The 25,469-nt window shown below is 71.5% G+C and carries 22 protein-coding genes; 12 read left to right on the plus strand and 10 right to left on the minus strand.

Going from position 1 to position 25,469, the window contains the following annotated elements; all coding sequences use genetic code 11:
• Positions 1-3: 3 nt before the first annotated feature.
• Both ACFVX6_RS21430 and ACFVX6_RS21435 read right to left on the minus strand, forming a co-directional pair.
• Positions 4-2,316 carry a HAMP domain-containing protein gene (locus ACFVX6_RS21430; protein WP_389693683.1) on the minus strand — a complete coding sequence of 771 codons (2,313 nt, stop codon included), beginning with the start codon at positions 2,314-2,316 and terminating at the stop codon, positions 4-6.
• A gap of 115 nt (positions 2,317-2,431) precedes the next feature.
• Positions 2,432-3,505, minus strand: coding sequence for a CapA family protein (locus tag ACFVX6_RS21435; protein ID WP_389693685.1), 1,074 nt, complete (start codon positions 3,503-3,505; stop codon positions 2,432-2,434).
• Here ACFVX6_RS21435 and ACFVX6_RS21440 point away from each other — a divergent pair.
• Positions 3,476-4,660: a hypothetical protein gene (locus ACFVX6_RS21440; protein WP_389693687.1), complete on the plus strand. Its 1,185-nt coding sequence runs from the start codon at positions 3,476-3,478 to the stop codon at positions 4,658-4,660. The two genes, ACFVX6_RS21435 and ACFVX6_RS21440, sit on opposite strands and share 30 nt — an antisense overlap.
• Before the next feature lie 100 nt (positions 4,661-4,760).
• Here the strand turns inward: ACFVX6_RS21440 and ychF are convergent, their stop codons facing one another.
• On the minus strand, positions 4,761-5,849 hold the full coding sequence (gene ychF / locus ACFVX6_RS21445) for a redox-regulated ATPase YchF (protein WP_327254749.1): 1,089 nt from the start codon (positions 5,847-5,849) through the stop codon (positions 4,761-4,763).
• 216 nt (positions 5,850-6,065) lie between these two features.
• On the opposite strand from ychF, the gene ACFVX6_RS21450 reads away from it, so the two are divergent.
• Complete coding sequence (locus tag ACFVX6_RS21450) at positions 6,066-6,464, plus strand: DUF6542 domain-containing protein (protein WP_389693689.1); 399 nt, start codon at positions 6,066-6,068, stop codon at positions 6,462-6,464.
• An 81-nt stretch (positions 6,465-6,545) separates the two neighbouring features.
• Here ACFVX6_RS21450 and ppgK read toward each other — a convergent pair whose 3' ends face one another.
• Together ppgK and ACFVX6_RS21460 are read right to left on the minus strand one after the other, a co-directional pair.
• The gene (gene ppgK / locus ACFVX6_RS21455; RefSeq protein WP_389693691.1) at positions 6,546-7,295 is read right to left on the minus strand and encodes a polyphosphate--glucose phosphotransferase; all 750 of its coding nucleotides are present in this window, start codon (positions 7,293-7,295) and stop codon (positions 6,546-6,548) included.
• 49 nt (positions 7,296-7,344) lie between these two features.
• Positions 7,345-8,373, minus strand: a complete 1,029-nt coding sequence (locus ACFVX6_RS21460) for a 4-hydroxy-3-methylbut-2-enyl diphosphate reductase (protein WP_389693693.1) — start codon at positions 8,371-8,373, stop codon at positions 7,345-7,347.
• Positions 8,374-8,460: 87 nt separating this feature from the next.
• Between ACFVX6_RS21460 and ACFVX6_RS21465 the strand changes: the two genes are divergently transcribed.
• The 4 genes from ACFVX6_RS21465 (at position 8,461) to ACFVX6_RS21480 (ending at position 12,139) form a co-directional block, all read left to right on the plus strand.
• Positions 8,461-9,909 (plus strand): APC family permease, encoded by a 1,449-nt coding sequence (locus ACFVX6_RS21465; protein WP_389693695.1) that lies wholly within the window; start codon positions 8,461-8,463, stop codon positions 9,907-9,909.
• Positions 9,910-9,918: 9 nt separating this feature from the next.
• Positions 9,919-11,142: an exodeoxyribonuclease VII large subunit gene (xseA, locus tag ACFVX6_RS21470; protein WP_389693697.1), complete on the plus strand. Its 1,224-nt coding sequence runs from the start codon at positions 9,919-9,921 to the stop codon at positions 11,140-11,142.
• A gap of 79 nt (positions 11,143-11,221) precedes the next feature.
• Entirely contained in the window at positions 11,222-11,449 is a 228-nt protein-coding gene (locus ACFVX6_RS21475) for an exodeoxyribonuclease VII small subunit (RefSeq protein ID WP_389693699.1), read from the plus strand.
• A 99-nt stretch (positions 11,450-11,548) separates the two neighbouring features.
• The gene (locus tag ACFVX6_RS21480; RefSeq protein ID WP_389693701.1) at positions 11,549-12,139 is read left to right on the plus strand and encodes a malonic semialdehyde reductase; all 591 of its coding nucleotides are present in this window, start codon (positions 11,549-11,551) and stop codon (positions 12,137-12,139) included.
• Between the two features lie 114 nt (positions 12,140-12,253).
• On the opposite strand, the gene ACFVX6_RS21485 is transcribed toward ACFVX6_RS21480, so the two are convergent.
• The gene (locus tag ACFVX6_RS21485; RefSeq protein ID WP_389693724.1) at positions 12,254-12,772 is read right to left on the minus strand and encodes a DUF4245 domain-containing protein; all 519 of its coding nucleotides are present in this window, start codon (positions 12,770-12,772) and stop codon (positions 12,254-12,256) included.
• Between the two features lie 211 nt (positions 12,773-12,983).
• On the opposite strand from ACFVX6_RS21485, the gene glpX reads away from it, so the two are divergent.
• Positions 12,984-14,015: a class II fructose-bisphosphatase gene (gene glpX, locus ACFVX6_RS21490; protein ID WP_250742766.1), complete on the plus strand. Its 1,032-nt coding sequence runs from the start codon at positions 12,984-12,986 to the stop codon at positions 14,013-14,015.
• Between the two features lie 134 nt (positions 14,016-14,149).
• Here the strand turns inward: glpX and ACFVX6_RS21495 are convergent, their stop codons facing one another.
• The 3 genes from ACFVX6_RS21495 to ACFVX6_RS21505 all read right to left on the minus strand — a co-directional run bounded on the left by ACFVX6_RS21495 (position 14,150) and on the right by ACFVX6_RS21505 (position 16,093).
• Positions 14,150-14,524, minus strand: coding sequence for a WhiB family transcriptional regulator (locus ACFVX6_RS21495; protein ID WP_374213444.1), 375 nt, complete (start codon positions 14,522-14,524; stop codon positions 14,150-14,152).
• A gap of 183 nt (positions 14,525-14,707) precedes the next feature.
• Positions 14,708-15,307 (minus strand): TIGR03086 family metal-binding protein, encoded by a 600-nt coding sequence (locus tag ACFVX6_RS21500; protein ID WP_389693704.1) that lies wholly within the window; start codon positions 15,305-15,307, stop codon positions 14,708-14,710.
• A 105-nt stretch (positions 15,308-15,412) separates the two neighbouring features.
• Entirely contained in the window at positions 15,413-16,093 is a 681-nt protein-coding gene (locus ACFVX6_RS21505; protein WP_389693706.1) for a DUF1707 domain-containing protein, read from the minus strand.
• A gap of 150 nt (positions 16,094-16,243) precedes the next feature.
• On the opposite strand from ACFVX6_RS21505, the gene ACFVX6_RS21510 reads away from it, so the two are divergent.
• Positions 16,244-17,908 (plus strand): fumarate hydratase, encoded by a 1,665-nt coding sequence (locus ACFVX6_RS21510; protein WP_389693708.1) that lies wholly within the window; start codon positions 16,244-16,246, stop codon positions 17,906-17,908.
• A 239-nt stretch (positions 17,909-18,147) separates the two neighbouring features.
• Positions 18,148-18,918, plus strand: coding sequence for a glycerophosphodiester phosphodiesterase (locus ACFVX6_RS21515; RefSeq protein WP_389693710.1), 771 nt, complete (start codon positions 18,148-18,150; stop codon positions 18,916-18,918).
• Positions 18,919-19,005: 87 nt separating this feature from the next.
• Here the strand turns inward: ACFVX6_RS21515 and ACFVX6_RS21520 are convergent, their stop codons facing one another.
• On the minus strand, positions 19,006-20,565 hold the full coding sequence (locus ACFVX6_RS21520; RefSeq protein ID WP_389693712.1) for a ricin-type beta-trefoil lectin domain protein: 1,560 nt from the start codon (positions 20,563-20,565) through the stop codon (positions 19,006-19,008).
• Positions 20,566-20,672: 107 nt separating this feature from the next.
• Between ACFVX6_RS21520 and ACFVX6_RS21525 the strand changes: the two genes are divergently transcribed.
• The 3 genes from ACFVX6_RS21525 to ACFVX6_RS21535 all read left to right on the plus strand — a co-directional run bounded on the left by ACFVX6_RS21525 (position 20,673) and on the right by ACFVX6_RS21535 (position 25,406).
• Entirely contained in the window at positions 20,673-22,088 is a 1,416-nt protein-coding gene (locus ACFVX6_RS21525; protein ID WP_389693714.1) for a class II fumarate hydratase, read from the plus strand.
• Between the two features lie 112 nt (positions 22,089-22,200).
• Positions 22,201-22,944, plus strand: coding sequence for a DUF402 domain-containing protein (locus ACFVX6_RS21530; RefSeq protein ID WP_389693716.1), 744 nt, complete (start codon positions 22,201-22,203; stop codon positions 22,942-22,944).
• Positions 22,945-23,174: 230 nt separating this feature from the next.
• On the plus strand, positions 23,175-25,406 hold the full coding sequence (locus ACFVX6_RS21535) for a SpoIIE family protein phosphatase (RefSeq protein WP_389693718.1): 2,232 nt from the start codon (positions 23,175-23,177) through the stop codon (positions 25,404-25,406).
• Positions 25,407-25,469: the final 63 nt, after the last annotated feature.

Below are 25,469 nucleotides of genomic sequence, written 5' to 3' on the forward strand. Positions count from 1 at the left end.
GGGTCAGTTCCTTCCGGCCTTGGCAGCCTGGCCGGTCCGGCCGGCGGTGCCGCTCGCTTCCCGCTTGCGCAGCTCCTGGAGCTGTTGCCTGACGACTTCCAGGCTGCGGGTGACGGCGCCGACCTCGTCGTGGTGGCGCGGGTAGAGGACGGTACGGCGGTCGCCGTCCGCCAGGGCTTCGGCGCACTTCGCGAGTTCGCGCAGGGCCCGGATCACCACGATGTGGAGCCAGCCGAGGCAGACCAGGGCGGCCGTGAGGCCGAGCAGGCCGGCCAGCACCGTGCGGTTCTGCAGGTTGTACTCGGGGATGGCGAGGCCCTTGGCCGGCTGCCAGCTGACCACGGTCCAGGCGAGCGGCTTCGCGGCTCCGCCGCCCGCCATCGGGACCGCGGCGGCGATGGTGATGTCGTCGTTCTTGCCGCGCAGCAGGACGCTGCTGGGGCGCGGGCCCTTGCCGACCTTCTGGTTGGCGCCGGCCGCCAGCGCCCGCATGCTCTCGTTGGGCAGCTGCTGGAAGGCCAGGTAGCCGGTGTTGCCGCCGATGACGCGCTGCTTCTCGTCGATCACCCGGATTTCGCCCAACCCGGGCCGCTTCAGAAGGGAGTTGAGGAAGTCGATGCGCAACTCTCCGACCACGGACGCCCCCTTGAGACCGGGGGCCGCGACGAACTCGATGATGACCGGCGCGTTCCCGGACTCGAGCAGCACCACGGGCTCGTCGACGGGGGCCTTGGCGTTCGGGCGCCGGGGCTCGGGCCCGACCTTGGCGGTGATGGTGCCGTTCTCCTGGAGCACGTACAGGGACTCGTAGCGCTGGTGCTGCGTGAGGGTGCGTTCCAGGATGCCGGTCATCTCGGCGGAGGTGGTGGCCGGGCCGATCAGCGAGCCCACGGAGGTGAGGTCGGCGTGCCCCTCGTTGAGGGCGCGGCGGACCCGGTCGGCCATGGTGTCGGTGCGTTCGCGCTGGTCGTGTACGAGCGTCTGCGGTACGGGGACGGATTCGCCGGCCCGGTTGAGCAGCAGCACCAGGGGCGCGGACCACAGCAGCAGGAGCGCGCCGCAGGTGGCGAGCAGGGCGCGGGCGCCGATCCGGCCGCGGCCGCGGCCGGGGTCGTGGGCCTTCTGGGCCTCGGCGGACTCGCCGAGCAGCTGGCGGCGCAGCCGCTCCAGGGCGGTGCCGATGCGGGCGGCCTCACCGTACTTGGGACGGTTGACCGGACGGTTCAGGTCGCCGCGGCTGAGCCGGCGGCTCTCCAGGAAGAGCTGGAGCAGCGGCCTCTGCACGGTGCCGATGAGGAGGGAGACCGCGAGGAGGCCGATGACGAGCAGGACGGCCGCGGCGGCGATCCCGAAGAACGGGTCGACGACGGCGGTGCGGTCCTCGGTGACGCCGACGAGGGAGATGACGGTCAGTCCGAGGGCGGTGGCGGCGGTGCCCTTGCCCGCCTCGGGGCCGATCAGGCTCGCGTAGCCGACGACGGTCCGCTCGCCGCCGTCGGAGGGGCCGAGCAGGCTGCCGCTGACGCCGCGGAAGCCGCCTCCGCCGGGCTCCTTGGTGGTCAGCGGGTTGGCCTTGGTCTTCCTCGCGGCGATCTTGGCGTACTTCTTGAGCTGCTTGCGGGCCCGCTCGGTCTCTTCCTTGACGTCGTCCGACTGGATCTGCTCATCGTTGGCGAGGCCGTCGCTGCTGAGGATCTGGCCGTTGGCGTCGGTGACCGCGATGGCCCGGAACTTGCCGAGGCTGACACCGGGGAACCTCAGGCTGCTCGAGGCGACGAGCAGCTTCTGGGGCTGGCCGGGCCAGGACAGTACGGCGAAGGTGAGCAGCCGGGTCTCGCCGTTCTCGAGCCGCACCATGCGCGGGACGAGGCCGTTGGCCTCGGTGAGCTTGGTGTGGTCGAGGGCGGTCAGCGGCACGTTCTCGCCGCGCTGGGCCTCCAGGCGCCCCGACTTGACCTCGATGACGGCCGTGCCGCGCCACTTCTGGTAGACGTTGCCGAGCTTGTCGAGCACCGTGTCGGCGGAGACCGGGCTGCCCGCGTTGAAGAGGGTGGCGGTGCGGGAGAGGTCGATGATCGACTCGTCCAGCGAAGCCCGCATCGCGATGGCGCCGTCCTCGGCGAAGTACTGCTGGGACGTGCGGACCGCCTCGGGGACGGACTCATTGCCCACCTTGCCGAGGTGGAAGGCGGTGAGCGCGGCCAGGGCGAGCAGCAGCGCGGACAGCGCGGCGATGGGCGGCCGGATGCCGCCCAGCAGCGACATGTCCGCCCTGCGGCGGACCTTCTGCCGCCGCTTCGTGCGCGACGCGGACAACGGGACTCCTGTGGATGTGGGTGAGGGTGCGGGTGCGGGTGCGGGTGCGGGTGGTTCGCTGTGCGGCGCTTCGTCGGCGCTGTGCAGCGCTTCGTCGGCGCTCTTCAGCGGCTCGTCAGCGGCTCGTCAGGGGGGCCAGTCCGTCCTTGCCACCGCCCCGGTTGAGCAGGGTGCCCTGGGTGCGGTCGTACGCGAGCCGGTAGCGGGCGCGCCGCTCGGGCGTCAGCCCGCCGCCGTCCTTCAGCGCGGCGGCGAGGTCGATCAGCCGGTGGTCCTTGACCTGTCCGTTGTCGGGCACCTTGACCGCGGGGTCGGCCGCCTCCAGGTCCGGGGGCAGTTCCACGAAGGTGGGGACGTACCGGGCCCGGACGTCCCACTGGCCGTTCTTCTCGGCGAACTCGAACCAGCCGATGACGCCTTCCTCGGACAGTCCGCTGGGCACCTCGTGCCGGGCGAGCTGGTTGCCGAGCCCGTACGCGACCCAGATGTCGCCGACCTTCTCCATGGGCTGGACCACGTGCGCGTGGTGGCCGATGACCAGGTTGATGCCGGTCTTCTCGGAGATCTTCTTGGCGAGGCTCAGCTGGAGCGCGTTCGGGGCGGGCTGGTGTTCCGTGCCCCAGTGGATGCCGAGGATGACGACCTCGGCTCCGGCGGCCCGGGCGGCCTTCTCGGCGGCCGAGATGGCGTCCAGCGAGGTCTTGTTCGCCAGCCAGGGCTTGTCCGCGGGGACCTGGCGGCCGTTGAACCCGCCCGCGAAGGAGAGCTGCGCGACCTTGACGCCCTTGACGTCCATGATCAGCGGCGTGCCGCCCTCTTGCTGGTTGCGGGCGGAGCCGGTGTGCTTGAGACCCGCCTTGTCGAGGGCGTCGAGGGTGTTCTTGACTCCGCCCTCACCGTGGTCGAGCGCGTGGTTCGACGCGGTCGAGCAGGTGTCGTACCCGATGTCCTTGAGGGTCGTGGTGATCTGGGGCGGCGCGAGGAAGTCGGGGAAGCTCTGGAACGGCCCCTCCGGCTTGCCCAGCACCGGCTCCATGTGGCAGATCGCCAGGTCGGCCTTGCTGATGACCGGCTTCACCGACGCCATCATCGGGCCGAAGTCCAAACCGCCCTTGCCCGCGGCCTTGCCGTCCTGCTCGGCCTGGGTGGTCAGCTCGGGGTGGATGAGGACGTCACCGGCCGCGGCCACGGTGAAAGAACGGCCCTTGGCTCCCACGGCCAGACGACCCTTGGCGTCACCACCGGGTTCCCCGTCTCCGAGAAGCCCACAGCCGGCGAGGGCGGTGGACAGGAGAAGGGTGAGAACTCCGGATCGGAGCGCGACGAGAGAGACGGATATCTTCACTCGGTCTATCTTTATCCGACCATGACTCCGTTCCTCGCGAAACGTATAACGATTAAGGCAACTCTGTGCGCAGTGATGGCCATGGCCGCGATTATGGCGTATTTCGCAATCTCATCCTGTCGACCATCAGGTGAAATGCAGGTGAATTCCAAACCCTCGACAACTCCGACGGCTCCGGGGGTCGACCTGGAGGAGCGGATCACGGAATTCACCCAGGGGTTCGGCGAGCGAGGGGGCTACCGGATCCCCACGGCGGACGAACGCCGGACGGTCACCCGGGGCGTCGCCCTGCTCCTGGACGGCGACCTGGAGGGGGCGCGGAAGCGCCTGACAGAGGTCGACTACACCGTGCAGTCGTTCACGGACACCGCGAGCGGCCGCCACCTCGCCGAGGTCACGGACGCGGCGGGCAGTTCGGGCCCCGAGAACCGGGGTTGGGGCCGGGTGTACGTGGACCTGGGCGCGAAGCCGAGCTGGAGCGTGCAGGTCCCCCACCCGGTAGCCGACCAGGAGACCGAGCGGCTCGGCGCCCGGGTACTGCGCGGGGCCCCCGGCGGAGTGATGGTCCTGGCCGGCGCCCACCGAACGGCCGGCGAGGGGGACTCCGCCGATGTGGCCCACCGTACGGATTCGGTATTCCACCAGGTCATCGAGGAACTCACGAAGCGCCGCCTGCCGGGGATACAGCTACACGGGTTCGCCAACGAGTCCTTCCCGCAATTCGACGCCGTCGTCTCGACGGGCGCCGGCGACCGCGCGGCATCCGAGGCCAAGACCCTGTCGACGGCATTGACCGAAGAGGGCCTGGAGGTCTGCCGCGCTTATGCCCGCAAATGCAAACTGGCCGGCACGTCGAACGAACAGGGCCAAGTGGCGGCCGACGAAAATCTCCGATTCCTCCACATTGAGCTTGCACGGGCCATAAGGATGGATAACGCCCACATCAACGACGTGACCAAGGCAATAACGGTCCTCACCCAACACTGGTCAAAAACCTGATCGAGGCCCGGCTCAACTCAGCACGCCGCAGACTCCGCGCACAACGCAAAGGCCGCCCGCCCCTCTCCATCGAAGGTCAGGCGGCCTTTCGCCAGATCGATCAGACGTTGAAGCGGAACTCCACCACGTCGCCGTCCTGCATGACGTAGTCCTTGCCTTCCATGCGGGCCTTGCCCTTGGAGCGGGCCTCGGCGACCGAGCCGCAGGCGACCAGGTCCTCGAAGGAGATGATCTCCGCCTTGATGAAACCGCGCTGGAAGTCGGTGTGGATCACGCCGGCGGCCTCGGGGGCGGTGGCGCCCTTCTTGATGGTCCAGGCGCGGGTTTCCTTCGGGCCGGCCGTCAGGTAGGTCTGCAGGCCCAGGGTGGCGAAGCCGACGCGGCCGAGGGTGGCCATGCCCGGCTCCTCCTGGCCGACCGACTGGAGGAGCTCGAGGGCCTCGTCGTCGTCGAGCTCGATGAGCTCGGCCTCCAGCTTGGCGTTCAGGAAGATCGCCTCGGCCGGGGCCACCAGCGCGCTCTGCTCGGCCTTGAAGGCATCGTCCGTCAGCTCGTCCTCGTCCACGTTGAAGACGTACAGGAACGGCTTGACCGTGAGGAGGTGGAGCTCGTGGAGGAGGTCGCCCTGCTCCGTGCCCTTCGTGATGCCGTGCGAGAAGAGGGTGTCGCCCGCTTCGAGGATCTTCGTGGCCTTCTCGACGGCCGCCAGGACCGCGACCTTCTCCTTCTGGAGGCGGGACTCCTTCGTCAGGCGCGGCACCGCCTTCTCGATGGACTGGAGGTCCGCGAGGATCAGCTCGGTGTTGATCGTCTCGATGTCGTCCTTCGGCGAGACCTTGCCGTCGACGTGGACGACGTTCTCGTCCTTGAAGGCGCGGATGACCTGGCAGATCGCGTCCGACTCGCGGATGTTCGCGAGGAACTTGTTGCCGAGGCCCTCGCCCTCCGACGCACCGCGCACGATGCCCGCGATGTCGACGAAGTCGACCGTCGCCGGGAGGAGCTTGGCGGAGCCGAAGATGCCGGCCAGGACACCGAGGCGGGCGTCCGGAACGCCGACGACGCCGACGTTCGGCTCGATCGTGGCGAACGGGTAGTTGGCCGCCAGCACGTCGTTCTTGGTCAGGGCGTTGAACAGGGTCGACTTGCCGACATTCGGCAGGCCGACGATTCCGATCGTGAGCGACACGTTGGCGACTTCCCGTAGCTGGAGGGGGGCGGCGGCCCGGAGTGGGCCACCGGACAGTTTACTTTCCGATGAGGGGGCCCCGATGTACGCGTGTCCGGGCACGCGATCGGCGGCCTCCCGGCCTAGTTTTGGGGGGTGGAGCGATACAAGGCGCGTACGGTACGTCACCCGGCGGAGCGGTCTGCCGGGCGGTCCCCCCAGCGAGCGCCCGCAGCGGTGCGCCGACTGCCGCGGCCCCGGCTGACCGGGCTCGGCGGCGGGCTCTTCGCCTGCGCCGCGATGTTCCTGATCGGCGGCCTGGACTGGCTGCTGTTCGACGCCTCGCTGTTCGTCTACGGCCTGTTCTTCCTGCCCGTGGCGGCCGCCACGGCCCTGTGGGTGCGGCCCGCCGACCTGATCACCGCGCCGATCACCGCCCCGATCGCCTTCGCCGCCGGAGTGTGGCCCGTGTCGGGCGGCTCCGGCGGCTTCGCGGGCGAGGTGATGGGGCTGGTGTCCGCACTGTCCCTGCACGCCGGCTGGCTGTACGCCGGCACGCTCGTGGCCGCGCTGATCACGGTGGTGCGCAAGGCCGTCCTCATCGGCCGCCGGCGGATGCCCCGCCGCGTCGCCTGAGCGAGGCGGGGACCAGGCCCACCGCCGACCCGCCGACGACCCACCGCCGACCCACCGCCGACCCGCCGACGACTCCGCCCGCTACTTCGCCGCCGCCGAGCGCGCCGCCATCGCCGCGCCCACGATGCCCGCGTTGTTCTGCAGCTCCGCCGGCACGATCCGTGCCCGCACGCCCTCGATCAGCGGCAGGAACTTCTCCGGCTTGCGGCTCACTCCCCCGCCGATGATGAAGAGGTCCGGGGAGAACAGCATCTCCACGTGCGCCAGGTACTTCCCGACCCGGCGCGCCCAGTGCTCCCAGGTCAGCTCCCCGTCCTCCTTCGCCTTCACCGAGGCCCGCGTCTCCGCGTCGTGCCCCTTCAGCTCCAGGTGGCCCAGCTCGGTGTTGGGCACCAGCCGCCCGTCCGTGAAGAGCGCGCTGCCGATCCCGGTGCCCAGCGTGAGCAGGATGACGGTGCCGTCGACCCCGCGCCCCGCCCCGTAGGCCATCTCCGCGACGCCGGCCGCGTCCGCGTCGTTCAGGACCGTCACCGGACGGCCGTCCAGGCGCGAGGAGAGCAGCGCCGCCGTGTCCACACCGACCCAGGCCTTGTCCATGTTGGCCGCCGACCGGGTCACCCCGCCCGTGACCACCCCGGGGAAGGTCACCCCCACCGGGCCGTCCCAGTCGAAGTGGCGCACCACCTCGACGACGCAGCCGGCCACCCCGTGGGGGGTGGCCGGCTGCGGTGTCAGTACCTTGTGGCGCTCCTGCGCCAGGTCGCCACGGTTCAGGTCCACGGGAGCGCCCTTGATCCCGGAACCGCCGATGTCCACGCCGAAGATCTCCATGGACCCACCGTACGAAAGGACCCGGCGGAGCGCCCTGCCGTGGAGGGTGCTACTTCTGTGCGCCCTCGGCCGCGCCCGGCGCGGCCACGAGCTCGGCCGCCTCCGCGCGCAGGTCGCGGCGCAGTTCCTTGGGCAGGGAGAAGACGATGGACTCCTCGGCCGTCTTGACGATCTCCACGTCTCCGTACCCGCGCGCGGACAGCCACTCGAGCACCTCGTCGACGAGCACCTCCGGCACCGAGGCGCCCGAGGTCAGACCGACGGTGGTGACGCCCTGGAGCCAGGCCTCGTCGATCTCGCTCGCGAAGTCCACCAGGTACGAGGCCTTCGCGCCCGCGTCGAGGGCGACCTCGACGAGGCGGATGGAGTTCGAGGAGTTCTTGGAGCCGACGACGATGACCAGGTCGCAGTCCTTGCCCATCACCTTCACCGCCTCCTGGCGGTTCGAGGTGGCGTAGCAGATGTCGTCGCTCGGAGGCGAGACGAGCAGCGGGAACTTGGTCTTCAGGGCGTCGACCGTCTCCATCGTCTCGTCGACGGAGAGGGTGGTCTGCGACAGCCAGACGACCTTCGACTCGTCGCGGACGGTGACCTTCTCCACGTCGTGCGGGCCGTCCACGATGGTGATGTGGTCCGGGGCCTCGCCGGAGGTGCCGATGACCTCCTCGTGGCCCTCGTGGCCGATGAGGAGGATGTCGAAGTCCTCGTTCGCGTAGCGGATCGCTTCCTTGTGCACCTTGGTGACCAGCGGGCAGGTGGCGTCGATCGTCGCGAGCTTGCCGCGGGCCGCCTCCTCGTGCACCACCGGGGCCACGCCGTGCGCGGAGAACATCACGATGGAACCCTCGGGGACCTCCTCCGTCCGCTCGACGAAGATGGCGCCCTTGTTCTCCAGGGTCTTCACGACGTACTTGTTGTGCACGATCTCGTGCCGCACGTAGACCGGCGCGCCGTACTGTTCGAGAGCCTTCTCGACGGCGATCACGGCTCGGTCCACGCCCGCGCAGTAGCCGCGCGGGGCGGCGAGCAGAACGCGGCGGGATGCGGGAGCGGGGGCGTCAGCAGTCATGGGCTCCATCGTACGGGGGTGTCCAGCAGGCCGGGGGCCCCCCGTTCGGCACAAACTGGGTCGAACATCCACACCGGCCATACCCCCGGAGGAAAGATGGCGTCCGCGACGGATCCCAGTACGCCGCCCGGCCCGCCCGGCCCGGATGGCCCGTCCGGCGGCCCGTCCGCCGCGCCCGGCACCTCGCTCCGCCGCAGTCTCGGCTTCCGGGACCTGGTGGTCTACGGGCTGCTCTTCATCGCTCCCATGGCCCCGGTCGGGGTCTTCGGCACCCTCGACGCCAAATCGCACGGCGCCGTCGCCCTCGTCTACCTCGTCGCGACGGTGGCGATGGCCTTCACGGCCTTCTCCTACGCGCAGATGGTGCGCGTGGCCCCGCAGGCCGGCTCCGTCTTCACGTACGCCCGCAAGGGCCTCGGCGAGGGTCCCGGGCTGATCGCCGGCTGGATGGCGATGCTCGACTACCTGCTGATCCCGGCGGTCGCGTACCTCTTCTCCGGGATCGCCATGAACGCCCTGGTCCCGGAGGTCTCCCGGTGGGTGTGGACGGCCCTGGCGGTGGTCGTGACCACCCTGCTCAACCTGTGGGGCGTGCGGGCCGCCGCGCGCGTGGGCTTCGCCGTGCTGGCCATGGAGATCGCGGTGCTGCTGGTGTTCCTGGTCTCGGCGGTGACCGTACTGGCCCGGGGCGCGGCGCACCGGGACTGGCTCTCCCCCTTCACCGGCGACGGCTCGCTCGGCGGGTTCTCCACGGCCGCCGTGCTCGGCGCGGTCTCGGTGGCGGTCCTGTCCTACCTGGGCTTCGACGCGATCGCCTCCTTCGCCGAGGAGGTGACGGGGGGCAGCGCCAAGGTGGCCCGGGCGGTGCTGTTCTGCCTGGCGCTGACCGGGGTGCTGTTCATCGCCCAGACCTATCTGGCGGCCCTCCTCAGCCCCCTGTCGGCGGCGGAGCTGGCGGCCGAACCGGGGAAGCAGGGCTCGGCCTTCTACACCACGGTCGAGGCCTCCGTAGGGATGTGGCTGCACGACCTGGTCGCCGTCAGCAAGGCCATCGGGGCCGCCTTCGCGGCCCTGGCCGGGCAGGCCGCGGCGGGCCGGCTGCTCTTCGCGATGGCCCGCGAGCGGCGGCTGCCCCGCGCCTTGGCGCACACCTCGCACGGGACCCCGCGTCCGGCCCTGCTGCTGGCGGCGACGGTCACGCTGATCGCGGCCGTGTGGGCGGCCCGGCGCGACGACGGGCTGGACCACCTGGTGTCGGTCGTCGACATCGGGGCGCTGGTGGCGTTCACGCTGCTGCACGCCTCGGTGGTCGGCTGGTTCGTGGTCAAGCGGCGCGGGGGGGCTCCGAACTGGTTCAAGCACCTGGTGATCCCGGTCCTCGGCGCCGCCGTGACCATCGCGGTGATCGTCGAGGCCTCGTGGACGGCGCAACTGGTGGGGGCGGTGTGGCTGCTGGTGGGCCTGGGCGTCCTGGTGGCCCAGCGCGGGCGACGCGGGCAGGACGAAGGCTCCCGGCCCGACGCCGGTGTCGGTGCGGGCGGTTAGCCTGCGTGCATGGGTCTGAATTCGTCGGCTGACGCGCCGCTGCCGGTCGGTCAGGTGTCCCGGCTCATCGGGGGCTGGATCGACAAGCTCGGTCAGGTGTGGGTGGAAGGGCAGATCACGCAGCTCTCGCGGCGGCCGGGAGCGGGGGTGGTCTTCCTGACGCTGCGCGATCCCTCGCACGACATCTCCCTGAGCGTGACCTGCTTCCGGCAGGTCTTCGACGACGTCGCGGACTCCGTGACGGAGGGCGCGCGCGTCGTCGTGCTGGCCAAGCCCGAGTGGTACGCCCCGCGCGGGCAGCTGTCCCTGCGGGCCACCGAGATACGGCCCGTGGGCATCGGCGAGCTCCTCGCCCGGCTGGAGCGGCTCAAGCGCTCCCTCGCCTCCGAGGGGCTCTTCGCGCTGGACCGCAAGAAGCCGCTGCCGTTCCTGCCGCAGCTGATCGGGCTGGTGGTGGGGCGGGCCTCGGCGGCCGAGCGCGATGTGCTGGAGAACGCCCGGCGCAGGTGGCCGGCGGTCCGCTTCGAGGTCCGCAACGTCGCCGTCCAAGGGGTGCACGCGGTGCCCCAGGTGGTCCAGGCGGTCAAGGAGCTGGACTCCATGCCCGAGGTCGACGTGATCATCGTGGCCCGCGGCGGCGGCAGCGTGGAGGACCTGCTGCCCTTCTCCGACGAGGAGGTCGTACGGACCGTCGCGGCGGCCCGTACCCCCGTGGTCTCGGCGATCGGGCACGAGCCGGACTCCCCGCTGCTGGACCTGGTCGCGGACCTGCGGGCGTCCACGCCCACGGACGCGGCGAAGAAGGTGGTCCCGGACGTCGGCGAGGAGCTGGAGCGGGTGCGCCAGCTGCAGGGCCGGGGGCTGCGCGCCGTGCGCGGGCTGCTCGACCGGGAGGAGCGGGGGCTCGCTCACGCGCTCGCGCGGCCGGTCTTCGTCCACCCCCAGCGGATGGTGGAGACCCGGGAGGCGGAGGTGGACGCGCTGCTGGCGCGCAGCCGCCGGACCCTGGGGCACCTGCTGGACCGCGCCGATTCGGAGCTGGCGCACACCCTCGCCCGCGTGGTCGCCCTGTCCCCGGCCGCCACGCTGGAGCGCGGGTACGCGGTGCTCCAGCGGGCCGACGGGCACGTGGTGCGCGCGCCCGAGGACGTGTCGGCGGGCGACGTGCTGCGGGCTCGGGTGGCGGAGGGGGAGTTTTCGGTGCGGGTCGCCGCCGCCGAGGAGCCCTCGTAGGCGGTTCGCTTCACCGGCAGTGCGCATCACGCTGCCGCGACAAATTTCGGTGTACTACACAATTGAGGTGGGAGCGGGAATGGCCGAGACCGATACGGCGCTGGGGTACGAGCAGGCCCGGGACGAGCTGATCGAGGTCGTCCGCAAGCTGGAGGCCGGCGGCACCTCGCTGGAGGACTCCCTCGCGCTCTGGGAGCGCGGCGAAGAGCTCGCGAAGGTGTGCCGCCACTGGCTGGAGGGGGCCCGCGCCCGGCTGGACTCGGCGCTCGCGGCGCGCGAGGCGGCGGAGGGGGCCGACGAGGAGTGACCTCCCTCACCCGCCGAGAGATTTAGTTGAATTTTCACCTATCTCCGTCGTAGTCTCTGGACATCGCTTCAGCAGTCCCGTACAGAAGAAGGCTTTCCGATGTCTCTCGTTCTCGACGCCGCCGCTCAGGACCTCCTCTTCCGTGAGGCCCGCACCGCCAACACGTTCTCCGACGAGCCGGTGACCGAGGAGCAGGTCCAGGCGATCTACGACCTGGTGAAGTTCGGTCCGACCGCCTTCAACCAGACGCCGCTGCGCATCACCCTGGTCCGCTCCCCCGAGGCCCGCGAGCGCCTCGTGAAGCACATGGCCGAGGGCAACCAGGCCAAGACCGCCGCCGCCCCGCTGGTCGCGATCCTGTCCGCGGACAACGAGTTCCACGACGAGCTCCCGCAGCTGCTCCCGCACTTCCCGCAGGCCAAGGACGCCTTCTTCTCCGAGCGCCCGGTCCGCGAGCAGTCCGCGCTGGTCAACTCCGCGCTGCAGGCCGCGTACTTCATCATCGGCGTCCGCGCCGCCGGCCTGGCCGCCGGCCCGATGACCGGTCTGGACTTCGCCGGCCTCCAGAAGGAGTTCCTGGACGGCGACCACACCCCGCTGATGGTCATCAACATCGGCAAGCCGGGCGAGGACGCCTGGTTCCCGCGCTCCCCGCGCCTGGAGTTCGACCAGGTCATCACGACCGTCTGAGCCAAGCCCCGCAGGCAGTGAACGCAAAGGGCCGCGCTCCCCGAAATCCCGGGGAGCGCGGCCCTTTCGCGTCGTGCGTCGTGCGTCGTGCGTACGGTGCCTGCGCGCCGAGCCCTAAGAACCCTGCTTGAACTCCAGCGCCGCGGCCATCGCGCCGAGCTGCTCGAAGGAGGCCGTCCCGGTCACCACCGTGACGTAGCCCTGCTCGTGCCGCACGAGGGCGTCGTACTTCTCGCCGTCCCAGCGCTCCCAGACCTGGTCACCGACCTGCTGGGTCTCCCCGGTGGCCTGCGCCTTGCGGGTGACCTTCGCGATGTACTTGTCCGTGGCGTCCGCGGACTGCTCCACCGCCACGTACTGCTGCGCCGGGTCCAGGAAGCCCAGGTGCCAGGCGCTGGCCTCCTTGCGCGCGTACCCCACCGAGGTCGCCCGCCACTCCGGCGGCAGACCGACGGGCACCGCCACGGGGTACGGGGCCGCGCGCCGGGCCGTGAGGCTTTCGACGCGGTAGTCGACCACCTTCGTCGGATCGGCCTTCTCGTCATGTGGGATGACCAAATAGATCCCCCCGACCACGAGACCGATCACCGCGAGGGACCGGATCATGTCCACGACCGTCTGCTTGCCCTTCATACCTGCCACGACACCATCGTCCCGCATGCCCCCGGGCGATCACCGCCGGGGTCCGAAAGGCGCGCCACGGGCGGCGCAAGATGTCCGCTCAGGACAATCAGCTGACCGATATGGCGCTCATACGTGACCCGGTCTGCTCAATATGTCGACGTACCGATAGAGTCCAGGGACCCTCACTCCCGGCCGTCGCCGTACAGAAAGGTGCGCTCCGATGACCGAGCACAACCTGCCGCCCCAGCTCGAAGTCTCTCCGGAGGCACCCGACCGCAACCTCGCCCTGGAACTCGTACGGGTCACCGAGGCCGCCGCCATGGCCGCGGGCCGCTGGGTCGGACGCGGTGACAAGCTCGGCGCCGACGGCGCCGCCGTCAACGCGATGCGCACCCTGATCTCCACCGTTTCGATGAACGGCGTCGTCGTCATCGGCGAGGGCGAGAAGGACGAAGCCCCGATGCTCTTCAACGGCGAGCGGGTCGGCGACGGCACCGGTGCCGAGGTCGACATCGCCGTGGACCCCATCGACGGCACCACCCTGAACGCCAAGGGCATGCCGAACGCCATCGCCGTTCTGGCCGCCGCCGACCGCGGCACCATGTTCGACCCGTCCGCGGTGTTCTACATGGAGAAGCTGGTCACCGGTCCCGAGGCCGCCGACTTCGTCGACATCAACGCCCCGGTCTCCGTCAACATCCGCCGCGTCGCCAAGGCCAAGAACATGGCCGTGGAAGACGTCACGGTGATCATCCTGGACCGCCCCCGCCACGAGGGCATCGTCAAGGAGATCCGCGAGACCGGCGCCCGCATCAAGTTCATCTCCGACGGAGATGTCGCCGGCTCGGTCCTGGCCGTCACGGAGGACAGCGGCATCGACCTGCTGCTCGGCATCGGCGGCACCCCCGAGGGCATCATCTCGGCCTGCGCGATCAAGTGCATGGGCGGCACCATCCAGGGCAAGCTGTGGCCCAAGGACGAGGCCGAGCGCCAGAAGGCGATCGACGCCGGCCACGACCTGGACCGCGTCCTGTTCACGAACGACCTGGTCTCCGGCGACAACGTGTTCTTCGTCGCCACCGGCATCACGGACGGCGAGCTGCTGCGCGGCGTCCACTACCGCTCGGAGACCGCGACGACCTCCTCGCTGGTCATGCGCTCGAAGTCGGGCACGATCCGGCAGATCGACTCGACCCACCGCCTCTCGAAGCTCCGCGCGTACAGCGCGATCGACTTCGACCGCGCCAAGTAGGACGCGGGCGGCACGGCATCACGGAAGGGGCGCTCCCGCGTGCGGCGGGGGCGCCCCTTCCGTATGTCCCCTGACGGGACGGCTCGCTACCGGGCTGCGGCTCTACGAGGCTTCGACCCTACGAAGCTGCGCCCCTACGAGGCCTCGCGCAGCTCCCCCGCCCGGCGCCGCCGGCGGGCCAGCACCACCCGGCGCTCGGCGGCCGTCAGCCCGCCCCAGACCCCGTAGGGCTCGGGCTGGATCAGTGCGTGCTCCCGGCAGGCGACCATGACGGGACAGCGGGCGCAGACCCGCTTGGCGGCGTCCTCGCGGGACAGCCGGGCGGCGGTCGGCTCCTTGGACGGGGCGAAGAACAGCCCGGCCTCGTCGCGCCGGCACACCGCGTCCGCGTGCCATGGGCCGTCCTCTTCCCTGGCCGGCACCCGAGGCTTCGGCACGACCGCCGCCGGGCGCCCCTGAAGACTCTGGACGGCGGCTACCTGCAGGGACTGGCGCGGCGGATGCGGCACGGTCTACTCCTGACGACGTATACGCGAGCGAGAGAGGCGACGCACCTGTCCCTACCCGCTGTGCGCGCCCCTATGCACCGTGTGCCGCCGATCCGGCCGGTTCGACCGAAAGGTGCTCCCGCCCCGGCCCGTCCCGCGCGCCCCCGCACGACCCCGCCCGGCCCCCCGCCCGTCACCCGGCCGTCACGCGCCGGGCGGCGTCCAGTCGCTGCGGCGGCCCAGGAAGGCGAGCAGCGCACCGACCGGATCGGTGTCCGGATCGGGCGCGGGAGTGAGCGCCGGGGCGTACGCGAACCCGCGCAGCGGCTCGGCGAGCAGCCGGGCGGCCGGGCTCAGCGCCGCCGCGAGGGCGGGGGTCAGCGGGGAGGCCTGGCCGGTGGCGACCGCGAGGTCCCAGGCGTGGACGGCTGCGTCGAGGGCGGCCGCGGCGACCGCGGTCTCGGCGGGGAGGGTGAACGGGGGCAGCGGCACGGCCACCTCGGCGGTGCCCGGCAGGACCCCGGCGAAGGCCTCGGCGCCGGCGGCGAGGGCGGGCTCCAGCAGTTCCGCAGGGCTGCCGGCCAGGGCGCCGGTGGGCGCGAAGGGGTCCTCGGCCGGTCCCGGCCCGCCGGTGAGGCGGCCCGCGTAGGCGAGCTGGTCTCCGGCCGCGTGCTGGAGCACTTGGCCGACATTCCACTGGTCGCACGGTGTCGGTGCGCCGAGGGCATCGGCCGGTACGGCGCCCACGACGGAGCGCAGCGCGTCGTATGCCTGGTCGAGCAGGTCCCACTTGGATGCGGTCATGGGCCGGACTTTACGGTCGCCTACCGGCCAAAGTCCCTGATTTCAGCGCCAGTTGCCGACGTGTCGGCCGCCCTTCGGGCGACGACGGGAGTTTGACGACAGGCCCTAGAGCGCGCCCTCCCGGCGCTCGCGGAGCCGGTTCGCCAGGTCCACCAGACGGGCTCCGAACTTGGGGCGGGCCTCGATGTTGCCCAGCAGCGCGAAGCCGCGGACGATCACGACCGGAGCCTGCGGGTCGGTCTCGCCGCGCCCCTCGCCCCGCACTTCGAAGTTGCCGAGGACCCCGCTGCCGTAGCCGCGCAGGGTGACGTTCTCCGGGACCAGGATCTCGACGTTGCCGAGGATGCTGGTCACGTTGATCTCGGTGACCTGCTGCTCGAAGACGGCCTGGGTCAGGTCGATGCCGATGTCGCCCAGGACGGAGATCGCGCGGGTGTGTGCGCCCGGCCGCCAGCGGCCCTTGCGGGAGGAGCTGCTGCACACGGCCACGACCGTCTCGACCGGAGCGCCCGCCGGGGCGCCCGCGTACGCCACTTCCTGCCGGGTACCGGCTCCGGGCGCGGGGAGGTCCCGTACGAGCACGTCGAGCTCGCCGACCGTCTTCACCGCGTACAGCGAGTCGAGCCGCTCGGAGTGCTCCTCGGCGGTCAGCCGGCCCTCGGCGACGGCGTCGGCGAGGATCTGCGCGATCCGGTCCCGGTCCGCGTCGGAGGCGCGCAGCCCGGGAGCGTGCGCGGGGGCCGGCCCGGGGGCCGGCGCGGATGAGGGCTGCTTTTCCAGGTCCACGCGCCCCAGCATAGCGAGACACGATAGATCGCGATACTGGCCAGTGAGCCTTACCTCACAACAAAAGCCGCCGGAAGAGGTCCTACGCTGGATACCGCGCTGCCAAACGGTCGTCAGCGCCGTCTGCCGAGTGAGGGAATGACTGCCGTCATGCCAGAGTTTGCGTACACCGACCTGCTGCCACTGGGCGAGGACTCCACCCCGTACCGGCTGGTGACCTCCGAAGGCGTCTCGACCTTCGAGGCCGACGGCCGTACGTTCCTCAAGGTCGAGCCGGAGGCGCTGCGCAAGCTCGCCGAAGAGGCCATCCACGACATCCAGCACTTCCTGCGCCCCGCGCACCTCGCGCAGCTGCGCCGCATCATCGACGACCCCGAGGCCTCGGCGAACGACAAGTTCGTCGCCCTCGACCTCCTCAAGAACGCGAACATCGCCGCGGCCGGCGTCCTGCCGATGTGCCAGGACACGGGCACGGCGATCGTGATGGGCAAGCGCGGCCAGAACGTGCTGACCACCGGCGGCGACGAGGAAGCCCTCTCCCGCGGCATCTACGACGCCTACACCCGCCTGAACCTGCGCTACTCGCAGATGGCCCCGGTCACCATGTGGGAGGAGAAGAACACCGGCTCGAACCTGCCCGCGCAGATCGAGCTGTACGCGACCGACGGCGGCGCGTACAAGTTCCTCTTCATGGCCAAGGGCGGCGGCTCCGCCAACAAGTCCTTCCTCTACCAGGAGACCAAGGCGGTCCTCAACGAGGCCTCCATGATGAAGTTCCTGGAAGAGAAGATCCGCTCGCTCGGTACGGCGGCCTGCCCGCCGTACCACCTGGCGATCGTGGTCGGCGGCACCTCGGCGGAGCACGCCCTGAAGACCGCGAAGTACGCCTCCGCCCACTACCTGGACGAGCTGCCCACCGAGGGCTCCCCCCTGGGCCACGGCTTCCGCGACGAGGCCCTGGAGCAGCAGGTCTTCGAGCTCACCCAGAAGATCGGCATCGGCGCCCAGTTCGGCGGCAAGTACTTCTGCCACGACGTCCGCGTGGTCCGCCTCCCCCGCCACGGCGCGTCCCTCCCGATCGCGATCGCCGTCTCCTGCTCCGCGGACCGCCAGGCCACCGCGAAGATCACCGCCGAGGGCGTCTTCCTGGAGCAGCTGGAGCGGGACCCGGCGCGCTTCCTCCCGGAAACGACGGACGAGCACCTCGCCGAATCGGCGGACGTGGTCTCGATCGACCTGAACCAGCCGATGGACGAGATCCTCGCCACCCTCACCCAGCACCCGGTCAAGACCCGCCTCTCCCTGACCGGACCGCTGGTCGTGGCGCGCGACATCGCGCACGCCAAGATCAAGGAACTCCTCGACTCCGGCGCGGAGATGCCGCAGTACCTGAAGGACCACCCGGTCTACTACGCGGGCCCCGCGAAGACCCCCGAGGGCTACGCGTCCGGCTCCTTCGGCCCGACCACGGCCGGCCGCATGGACTCCTACGTCGAGCAGTTCCAGGCGGCGGGCGGCTCCAAGGTCATGCTGGCCAAGGGCAACCGCTCCCAGCAGGTCACGGACGCGTGCGGCAAGCACGGCGGCTTCTACCTCGGCTCCATCGGCGGCCCGGCGGCCCGCCTCGCCCAGGACTGCATCAAGAAGGTCGAGGTCCTGGAGTACGAGGAGCTCGGCATGGAAGCCGTCTGGAAGATCGAGGTCGAGGACTTCCCGGCCTTCATCGTGGTCGACGACAAGGGCAACGACTTCTTCCAAAACCCGGCCCCGGAACCCACCTTCACCCACATCCCGGTCCGCGGCCCGGGTCTGTAGAACTCCCTAGAGGGCCCCTCCCCGACCAGGCGGAGGGGCCCTCCGGCGTACCCGGCCGGGGACGGGGGCGGGGTGGGGTGTCGGCACCGGCACCGGCACCGGCACCGGCCCACACTCCGCCCCCGAGCCGACGCGGCCGACCCCTGCCCCGCACTGCCCGGCAGGGCCACCGCATCCGGTTAACGTCGGGGACACGACCCCGCACCAGCGCGTTCACCCCGGTTTGCAAGGATTTCCGTATGGCAGCGACGACCGACCTCCCCACGGCCCGCGGCACGCGGGTCATCGCCCATCGCGGGGCCTCCCACGAGCACCCCGAGCACACCATCGAGGCCTACCGGCAGGCCATCGCCGACGGGGCCGACGCGCTCGAATGCGATGTGCGGCTCACCGCCGACCACCGGCTGGTCTGTGTGCACGACCGGCGGGTCGAGCGGACCGCCGACGGGCGCGGGGTCGTCTCCGAGATGACGTACGAGGAGCTGCGCGCCCTCGACTTCGGGGCGTGGAAGGGGTCCGGGCACGCCGGGGCCCGGGTGCTGCTCTTCGAGGACCTGGTCAAGGAGGCGCTGGCCGCGCCCTACCCCGTCGGGCTGGCCGTGGAGACCAAGCACCCCACCCGCGCGGGCGGCCGGCTGGAGGCCGAGCTCGTGCGGTTGCTCGGGGAGTACGGGCTCGCCGACGGCGCCACCGGCCGCGTCGAGGTGATGAGCTTCTCCCGGACCGCACTGACCCGGATGCACCGCCTCGCACCGGGACTGCCCGCCGTGTACCTGATCGAGCGCAGGATCCGGCCGGTCCGTCCCCCGTACGCCACCCACGCGGGCCCGGGTATCGATCTCGTACGGCAGGACCCGGGTCTGGTGGGCCGGCTGAAGGCGAAGGGCCTCCGGGTGCGCGTGTGGACCGTGGACGAGCCCGAGGACGTGGAGCTCTGCGTCCGCCTGGGCGTGGACACGCTCATCACCAACCGGCCCCGGGACGTGCGCAAGCTGCTGCTCGACATGTGAGCCCATGGGGACCCGGCCGGGGTGCGCCGGCCGGGTGTGGGGGTCGTACGGGACGTCGGACCCACGGGGGTACGGGTCCGCAGGCGGTTACGCGAAGCGCTGGTTGGCCGACCCGTTGCAGGGCTGGAGGCGCAGCGGCTCGTGGGCCGCGGCCACCGTCAGGCACATGCCCGGGGCGGCGGCGGGCCGGAAGGTGGCTCCGTCGCGGACGAACTGCTGGTTGGCGCCGCCGTGGCAGTTCCAGATGATCATCGCGGTGCCGTTGCCGTAGTTGGCTCCGGGCGCGTCCATGCAGCGGTCGTGGGTGAGTTCGATGTGGAGGGACTTCTTCGCGGAGTCGTACCACCAGCCCTGGTTGCGGCCGCCGTGGCAGTCCCAGCCGAGGAGCTTGGTGTTGTTGGCGCTGGAGCCGCCGTTGGAGTCGACGCAGTTGCCCGTCGCCTCGTTCTTCAGCGGCTTGTACAGGTCGTCCCAGGCCCCGGCCTGCAGGACGGGGTTGCCGGTGCTCGCCGGGTCGGCGCAGGAGGCCTCGCGCAGGCCGGAGGCGTAGAGCTGGGTCAGACAGGACGCGAAGGCGCCGTGGCCGCGGTAGTTGGGGTGGAAGGACTGGCGGGCGGTGTTCTCGTCCCACGGGAAGTGGTCCCCGAGGTCGAGGTAGAGGCCGCGGGCCCAGCTGTCCTCCATGCAGACCTCGTGGCCCTGGAAGAGCCGCGAGTTGTCGAGGTAGGTCGCGCCCGCGGCGAGGGCGGCCGCGCGCATGCCCTTCTCGAAGGTGGGCACCGCGTAGTTGCGGCCCCAGGAGGCGTCGGAGTCGTAGCCGGCGCAGCCTCCGGGGAGCTTGCCGGGGAAGTCGGGGTTGTCGTTGAAGTCGGGGCCGATGGGGCTGGGGTAGCCCATCACGACCAGCTTGTAGTCGGAGTCGGCGTAACCGGCGTCGCGCATGACAGACTTGAGGTCGCCGATCGTCGACTGCACCTTGGGCTTCAGCCCGTCGACGCGCGCCTGCCAGCCCGGACCGTACTTCGGCTCGCAGGTGCCCTGACTGAGCACCCAGCGGGTGACGCAGTCGGTCATGACCGGGCCGAACTGCAGGTCGTCGTTGGCCCCGGCGACCAGCAGCACCATCTTGATCTTGGTGTTGCGGGCCTTGATGGCCAGGCTGTCGCTCTGCACCAGCTCGTCGGCGTACTGCTTGCTGCCGCCGATCTTGATGTTGCCCGTGTAGCCGCCGGAGCAGGCCGCGTTGAAGGTGTAGTCGGCCGCGATGCCGGTGCGGTGGATCGCCGCGTCGGGCGAGCGGTGGCACTGGTTGGACGCGGTGTTGGTCGCGGGGTCGTAGTTGCCGACGCCCTCGCCCGAGATCTCGCTGTCGCCGAGCGAGATCAGGCCGGTCTTGCGGTCCGCGAGCGGGCGGATCGCGGAGTCGCCGTAGATCTTGACGGCCTCGGCGGCCCGGACGGCCTCCAGCTCGGGCGTGAGGGGGGTGACCGCAGCCCCGGCGGAGGAACCCGCCGAGGACCCTGCAGCGGTCGCCGCGTGGGCCATGGGGGTGATGGCGGTGACGCCCCCGAGGGCGGCCGCCGCCGCCGCGACTGCGGCGAAGGTAGATCTGAGCCTGATCCTTGATTGTGTACGGGCACGTGCCATGAACGCCTCCCCGATCTCGGTGTTACCCCCGGTATTTACTGGCCGGTAGGCGAGTTGGGAACAGTCCGAACAAGACAATTGCTCAACTTTTTGAGGAGGCACCACAGATGACCGACGATCAGCAGACCGGCGAAACCCCCGAGGGGTTCCGCATCGAGCACGACTCCATGGGCGACGTACGCGTCCCCGCGCACGCCAAATGGCGAGCTCAGACCCAGCGCGCCGTGGAGAACTTCCCCATCTCCGGACAGCGTCTGGAGCGCGCCCACATCGAGGCGCTGGCCCGGATCAAGGCCGCGGCCGCCGCCGTCAACGCGCGGCTCGGCGTGATCGACGCGGACATCGCCGACGCCATCGTCTCGGCGGCCGCCGAGGTCGCCGAGGGCCGCTGGGACGAGCAGTTCCCCGTCGACGTGTTTCAGACGGGTTCCGGCACCTCGTCCAACATGAACGCCAACGAGGTGATCGCCACCCTGGCCACCGAGCGCCTCGGCCGCGCCGTCCACCCCAACGACCACGTCAACGCCTCGCAGAGCTCCAACGACGTCTTCCCCTCGTCCATCCACATCGCCGCCACCGCCGCCGTCACCGGCGAGCTCATCCCCGCCCTGGAGCACCTGGCCGGCGCGATGGAGCGCAAGTCCGCGGAGTTCGCGCAGGTGGTCAAGGCCGGCCGGACGCACCTGATGGACGCCACCCCGGTCACCCTGGGCCAGGAGTTCGGCGGCTACGCGGTACAGCTCCGCTACGGCGTCGAGCGGCTGCGCGCGGCGCTGCCCCGGCTGGCCGAACTGCCGCTGGGCGGGACCGCCGTGGGCACCGGGATCAACACCCCGCCCGGGTTCTCCGCGGCCGTGATCGCCGAGGTGGCCGCGGCGACGGGGCTGCCTCTGACCGAGGCCCGGGACCACTTCGAGGCCCAGGGGGCGCGGGACGCCCTCGTCGAGACCTCCGGAATGCTCCGTACGGTCGCCGTCTCGCTCACCAAGGTCTGCAACGACCTGCGCTGGATGGCCTCGGGCCCGCGCACCGGATTGGCCGAAATCAATCTCCCGGATCTCCAGCCGGGGTCCTCGATCATGCCCGGAAAGGTCAATCCGGTCGTCCCGGAGGCCGCGCTGATGGTCGCCGCCCAGGTGATGGGCAACGACGCGGCGGTCGCCGTGGCGGGCGCCGCGGGCAACTTCGAGCTCAACGTGATGCTCCCCGTGATGGCCCGCAACATCCTGGAGTCCATCCGGCTGCTGGGCTCCGTGAGCCGCCTGCTGGCCGACCGCACCGTGGACGGAATCACCGCCAACACGGCCCGGGCCAGGGAGTACGCCGAGTCCTCGCCCTCCGTGGTGACCCCGCTGAACCGGTACATCGGCTACGAGGAGGCCGCCAAGGTCGCCAAGAAGTCCCTCGCGGAACGCAAGACGATCCGCGAGGTCGTCCTGGAGTCGGGCTACGTGGACCGCGGCGACCTCACCCTGGAGCAGCTCGACGAAGCACTGGACGTGCTGCGGATGACCCATCCCTGACCCCGTCCGGGCCGCGCCGTCCCGGGGTCCGGATCCGGTCGTTTCCCGCCCTCGGCCACCTCGGTGATCTGCAGCGCAGCGATCCTCCGGACCCCCGCCCTAAGATCTGCCCATGACAGGTACCGGAGGCCGCGGGGGCGGCAGTGCGCGGAGCTCGGCACGGGGCTCGGCCCGACGTGCGGAGCGGGGCGCCGCGGAGGGCGTCCGCTGGGCGCCCGGGGAGCAGATCCTCTGGCGCTACCGGGATCACGCGCCCGACGCGAAGGGCGCCGTCCACATCTGCCGGCCCGTGACCGTGGTGACCGACACCGACGAGCTGCTCGCGGTGTGGATGGCCCCCGGGACCGAGTGCGTCAAGCCGGTGCTCGCCGACGGGACCCCGGTCCACGAGGAGCCGCTCGCCACCCGGTACACCGCGCCGCGGACCACCGTACGGTCACGCTGGTTCGGGGCGGGGGTGCTGAAGCTGGCACGGCCCGGGGACCCCTGGTCGGTGTGGCTGTTCTGGGACCACGGCTGGGAATTCAAGAGCTGGTACGTGAATCTGGAGGAGCCGCGGACCCGGTGGTCCGGCGGCATCGACTCCGCGGACCACTTCCTGGACATCTCCGTCTACCCGGACCGCACCTGGAAGTGGCGGGACGAGGACGAGTTCGCACAGGCCCAGCGGTCCGGTCTGATGGACCCGGAACAGGCCCGGCGGGTGCGCGCCGCCGGCAGTGCGGCGGTGGACCTGATCCGGGCCTGGGGCCCGCCGTTCTCCGAAGGCTGGCAGGATTGGCGACCGGACCCGGCCTGGGCCGTACCGGCCCTGCCGGAGGACTGGGACCGCACTCCGGCGCATATGACCTCATGAGACCCTTGATGCGCCCCCGGGGGGCAATCGTAGGATCGTCCTCCGCCGGAGCGTCGGCGGTCAAATGTCGCCAGCAGCACAGCATTTGACCTAGGCCGACGCGATAACGAGAGGTAACGAGCGGGACGCGGAAACGCGGGGTGATGGTGTCCCCGCCGCTGAGCGGGTATACCGCGACTGACCGAGTTGAGTGCAGCGCACATCGAGCGCAAACGGACGGAATGCCACGCGTGACGGAGTACCCCACCTCTCAGGAGGGCCCCCAGCCGGTTGCCTCCGGCGGTCGGACGGACGAGCCCGGCCACGGCACGGAGGAACTGGGCCACGGCAAGGCCCCGCTCCCGGCGGCCGAAGCCGTGCGCACGCATGCACAGCCCCAGGCGGCGGACCTGCCCCGTCCCCGCGCCACGGCGGAGGCACCGTCCGCCTCCGACGGGGCCGGGGAGCCCGGCGACTCCGCTGCCGCGCCCGGCCAGGGCGGCGCCCGGGCCCGGGCCGGCCGTGACGAGGCCGCGGCCGCGGAGGCCGGCAGCGCACGCACCCGCGACGGCGAAGCCGCCCGCGAGGCCGCGGGGCGGCCCGGCACGTCCGGCCTGCCCGGCGCCGGGCAGGCCACCACCGCCGCGCAGGTCAGCGGCATCGGGGTCGACGCGACCATCGCCCGGCGGGAGGGCGACCGGCTGCGCTTCGTCGGAGCCGCCACCCGGCGGATCGCGCGCGGGATCGACCTCGACGAGATCGTGCTCGGCCTGTGCCGGGCCACCGTGCCCACCTTCTCCGACGCCATCCTCGTCTACCTGCGCGATCCGCTGCCGGTCGGCGACGAGCGGCCCGTCGGACCGGTCGTTTTAAGGCTGCGTCGAACCGACCGGCTCCGGCCGATCGACGAGTTCACCGGAGCCGGAACCGGTGCAGGAGCCGGTGCAGGAGCCGGATCCGGGACCGCCGCCGGCCTCGCCGGTGCGATGACCCCCGACGGCGAGCTCGACTTCAGCCAGCTCGCCCTGGTCGGCCCGCAGGGTGACCTGCCCGCGGCCGAGCTGTGCGAGATCCGCCCCGGCGGGGCGCTGGCCGAGGTGCTGCGCGGCGTACGGCCCGTCTTCGGGTCCTCCGCCGCAGCCCGCGCCGCCCTGCCGGAGCTGCTGGGCGCCGACCACCCGGTCCCGCGCGGCCAGCGGGCCATCCTCGCGCCGCTGCGGGGCCGTCGCCGCGTCATCGGCGCGGCCGTGTTCCTGCGCACCCCCGAGCGGCCGGCCTTCGAGACGAACGACCTGCTGGTCGCCGCGCAGCTGGCCACGCACACGGCGCTGGGCATCGACAAGGCCGTGCTCTACGGCCGCGAGGCCTACATCGCCGACGAGCTCCAGCGCACGATGCTGCCCGACAGCCTCCCCCAGCCGACCGGGGTCCGCCTCGCCAGCCGCTACCTGCCCGCCGCCGAGACGGCCCGGGTCGGCGGCGACTGGTACGACGCCATACCCCTGCCCGGCAGCCGGGTCGCACTCGTCGTCGGCGACGTCATGGGCCACTCCATGACCTCCGCCGCGATCATGGGACAGCTCCGCACGACGGCCCAGACGCTGGCGCAGCTCGACCTGCCGCCCGCCGAGGTCCTGCACCACCTGGACGAGCAGGCGCAGCGCCTGGGCTCCGACCGGATGGCCACCTGCCTCTACGCCGTCTACGACCCGGTCTCGCACCGGATCACCATCGCCAACGCCGGCCACCCGCCGCCGGTCCTGCTGCACCTGGGCGGCCGCGCCGAGGTGCTGCGCGTACCCCCAGGCGCCCCCATCGGCGTCGGCGGCGTGGACTTCGAGGCCGTGGAGCTGGACGCCCCGGCCGGGGCCACGCTCGTGCTGTACACCGACGGCCTGGTCGAGTCCCGGCTGCGCGACGTCTGGACCGGCATCGAGCAGCTCCGCGAACGCCTCGCCACCACCGCCCAGCTGACGGGCCTGGACCACCCGCCGCCGCTGGAGGCCCTGTGCGACGACATCCTGGACATGCTCGGCCCCGGTGACCGGGACGACGACATCGCCCTGCTCGCGGCCCGGTTCGACGGGATCGCACCCAGCGACGTGGCGTACTGGTTCCTGGACCCGGAGGAGACCGCTCCGGGCCGGGCCCGCCGGTTCGCCCGCCGTGCGCTGGCGCGCTGGGGGCTGGAGGAGCTGGAGGACTCGCTGGAGCTGCTGGTCAGCGAGGTCGTCACGAATGCCGTGCGGTACGCCGAGCGGCCCGTGACCCTGCGCCTCCTGCGGACGGACGTACTGCGCTGCGAGGTCGGCGACGACTCCCCGCAGCTGCCGCGCCAGCGCCGGGCCCGGGACGACGACGAGGGCGGCCGCGGCCTGTTCCTGGTCAACCGGATGGCCCGCCGCTGGGGTGCCACCCGGCTGAGCAGTGGCAAGGTCGTCTGGTTCGAGCTGGGATTGCCGGGCACGGCCGACAAACGCTGACCGCTCCGCCGTCCGGGCCGCCACCCGGACACACCACCGCCCCGCGGCTTCGTGCCCGCGGGG

It is taken from the genome of Streptomyces sp. NPDC058289 (assembly GCF_042880975.1).
GTDB lineage: Bacteria > Actinomycetota > Actinomycetes > Streptomycetales > Streptomycetaceae > Streptomyces > Streptomyces stoeckheimensis.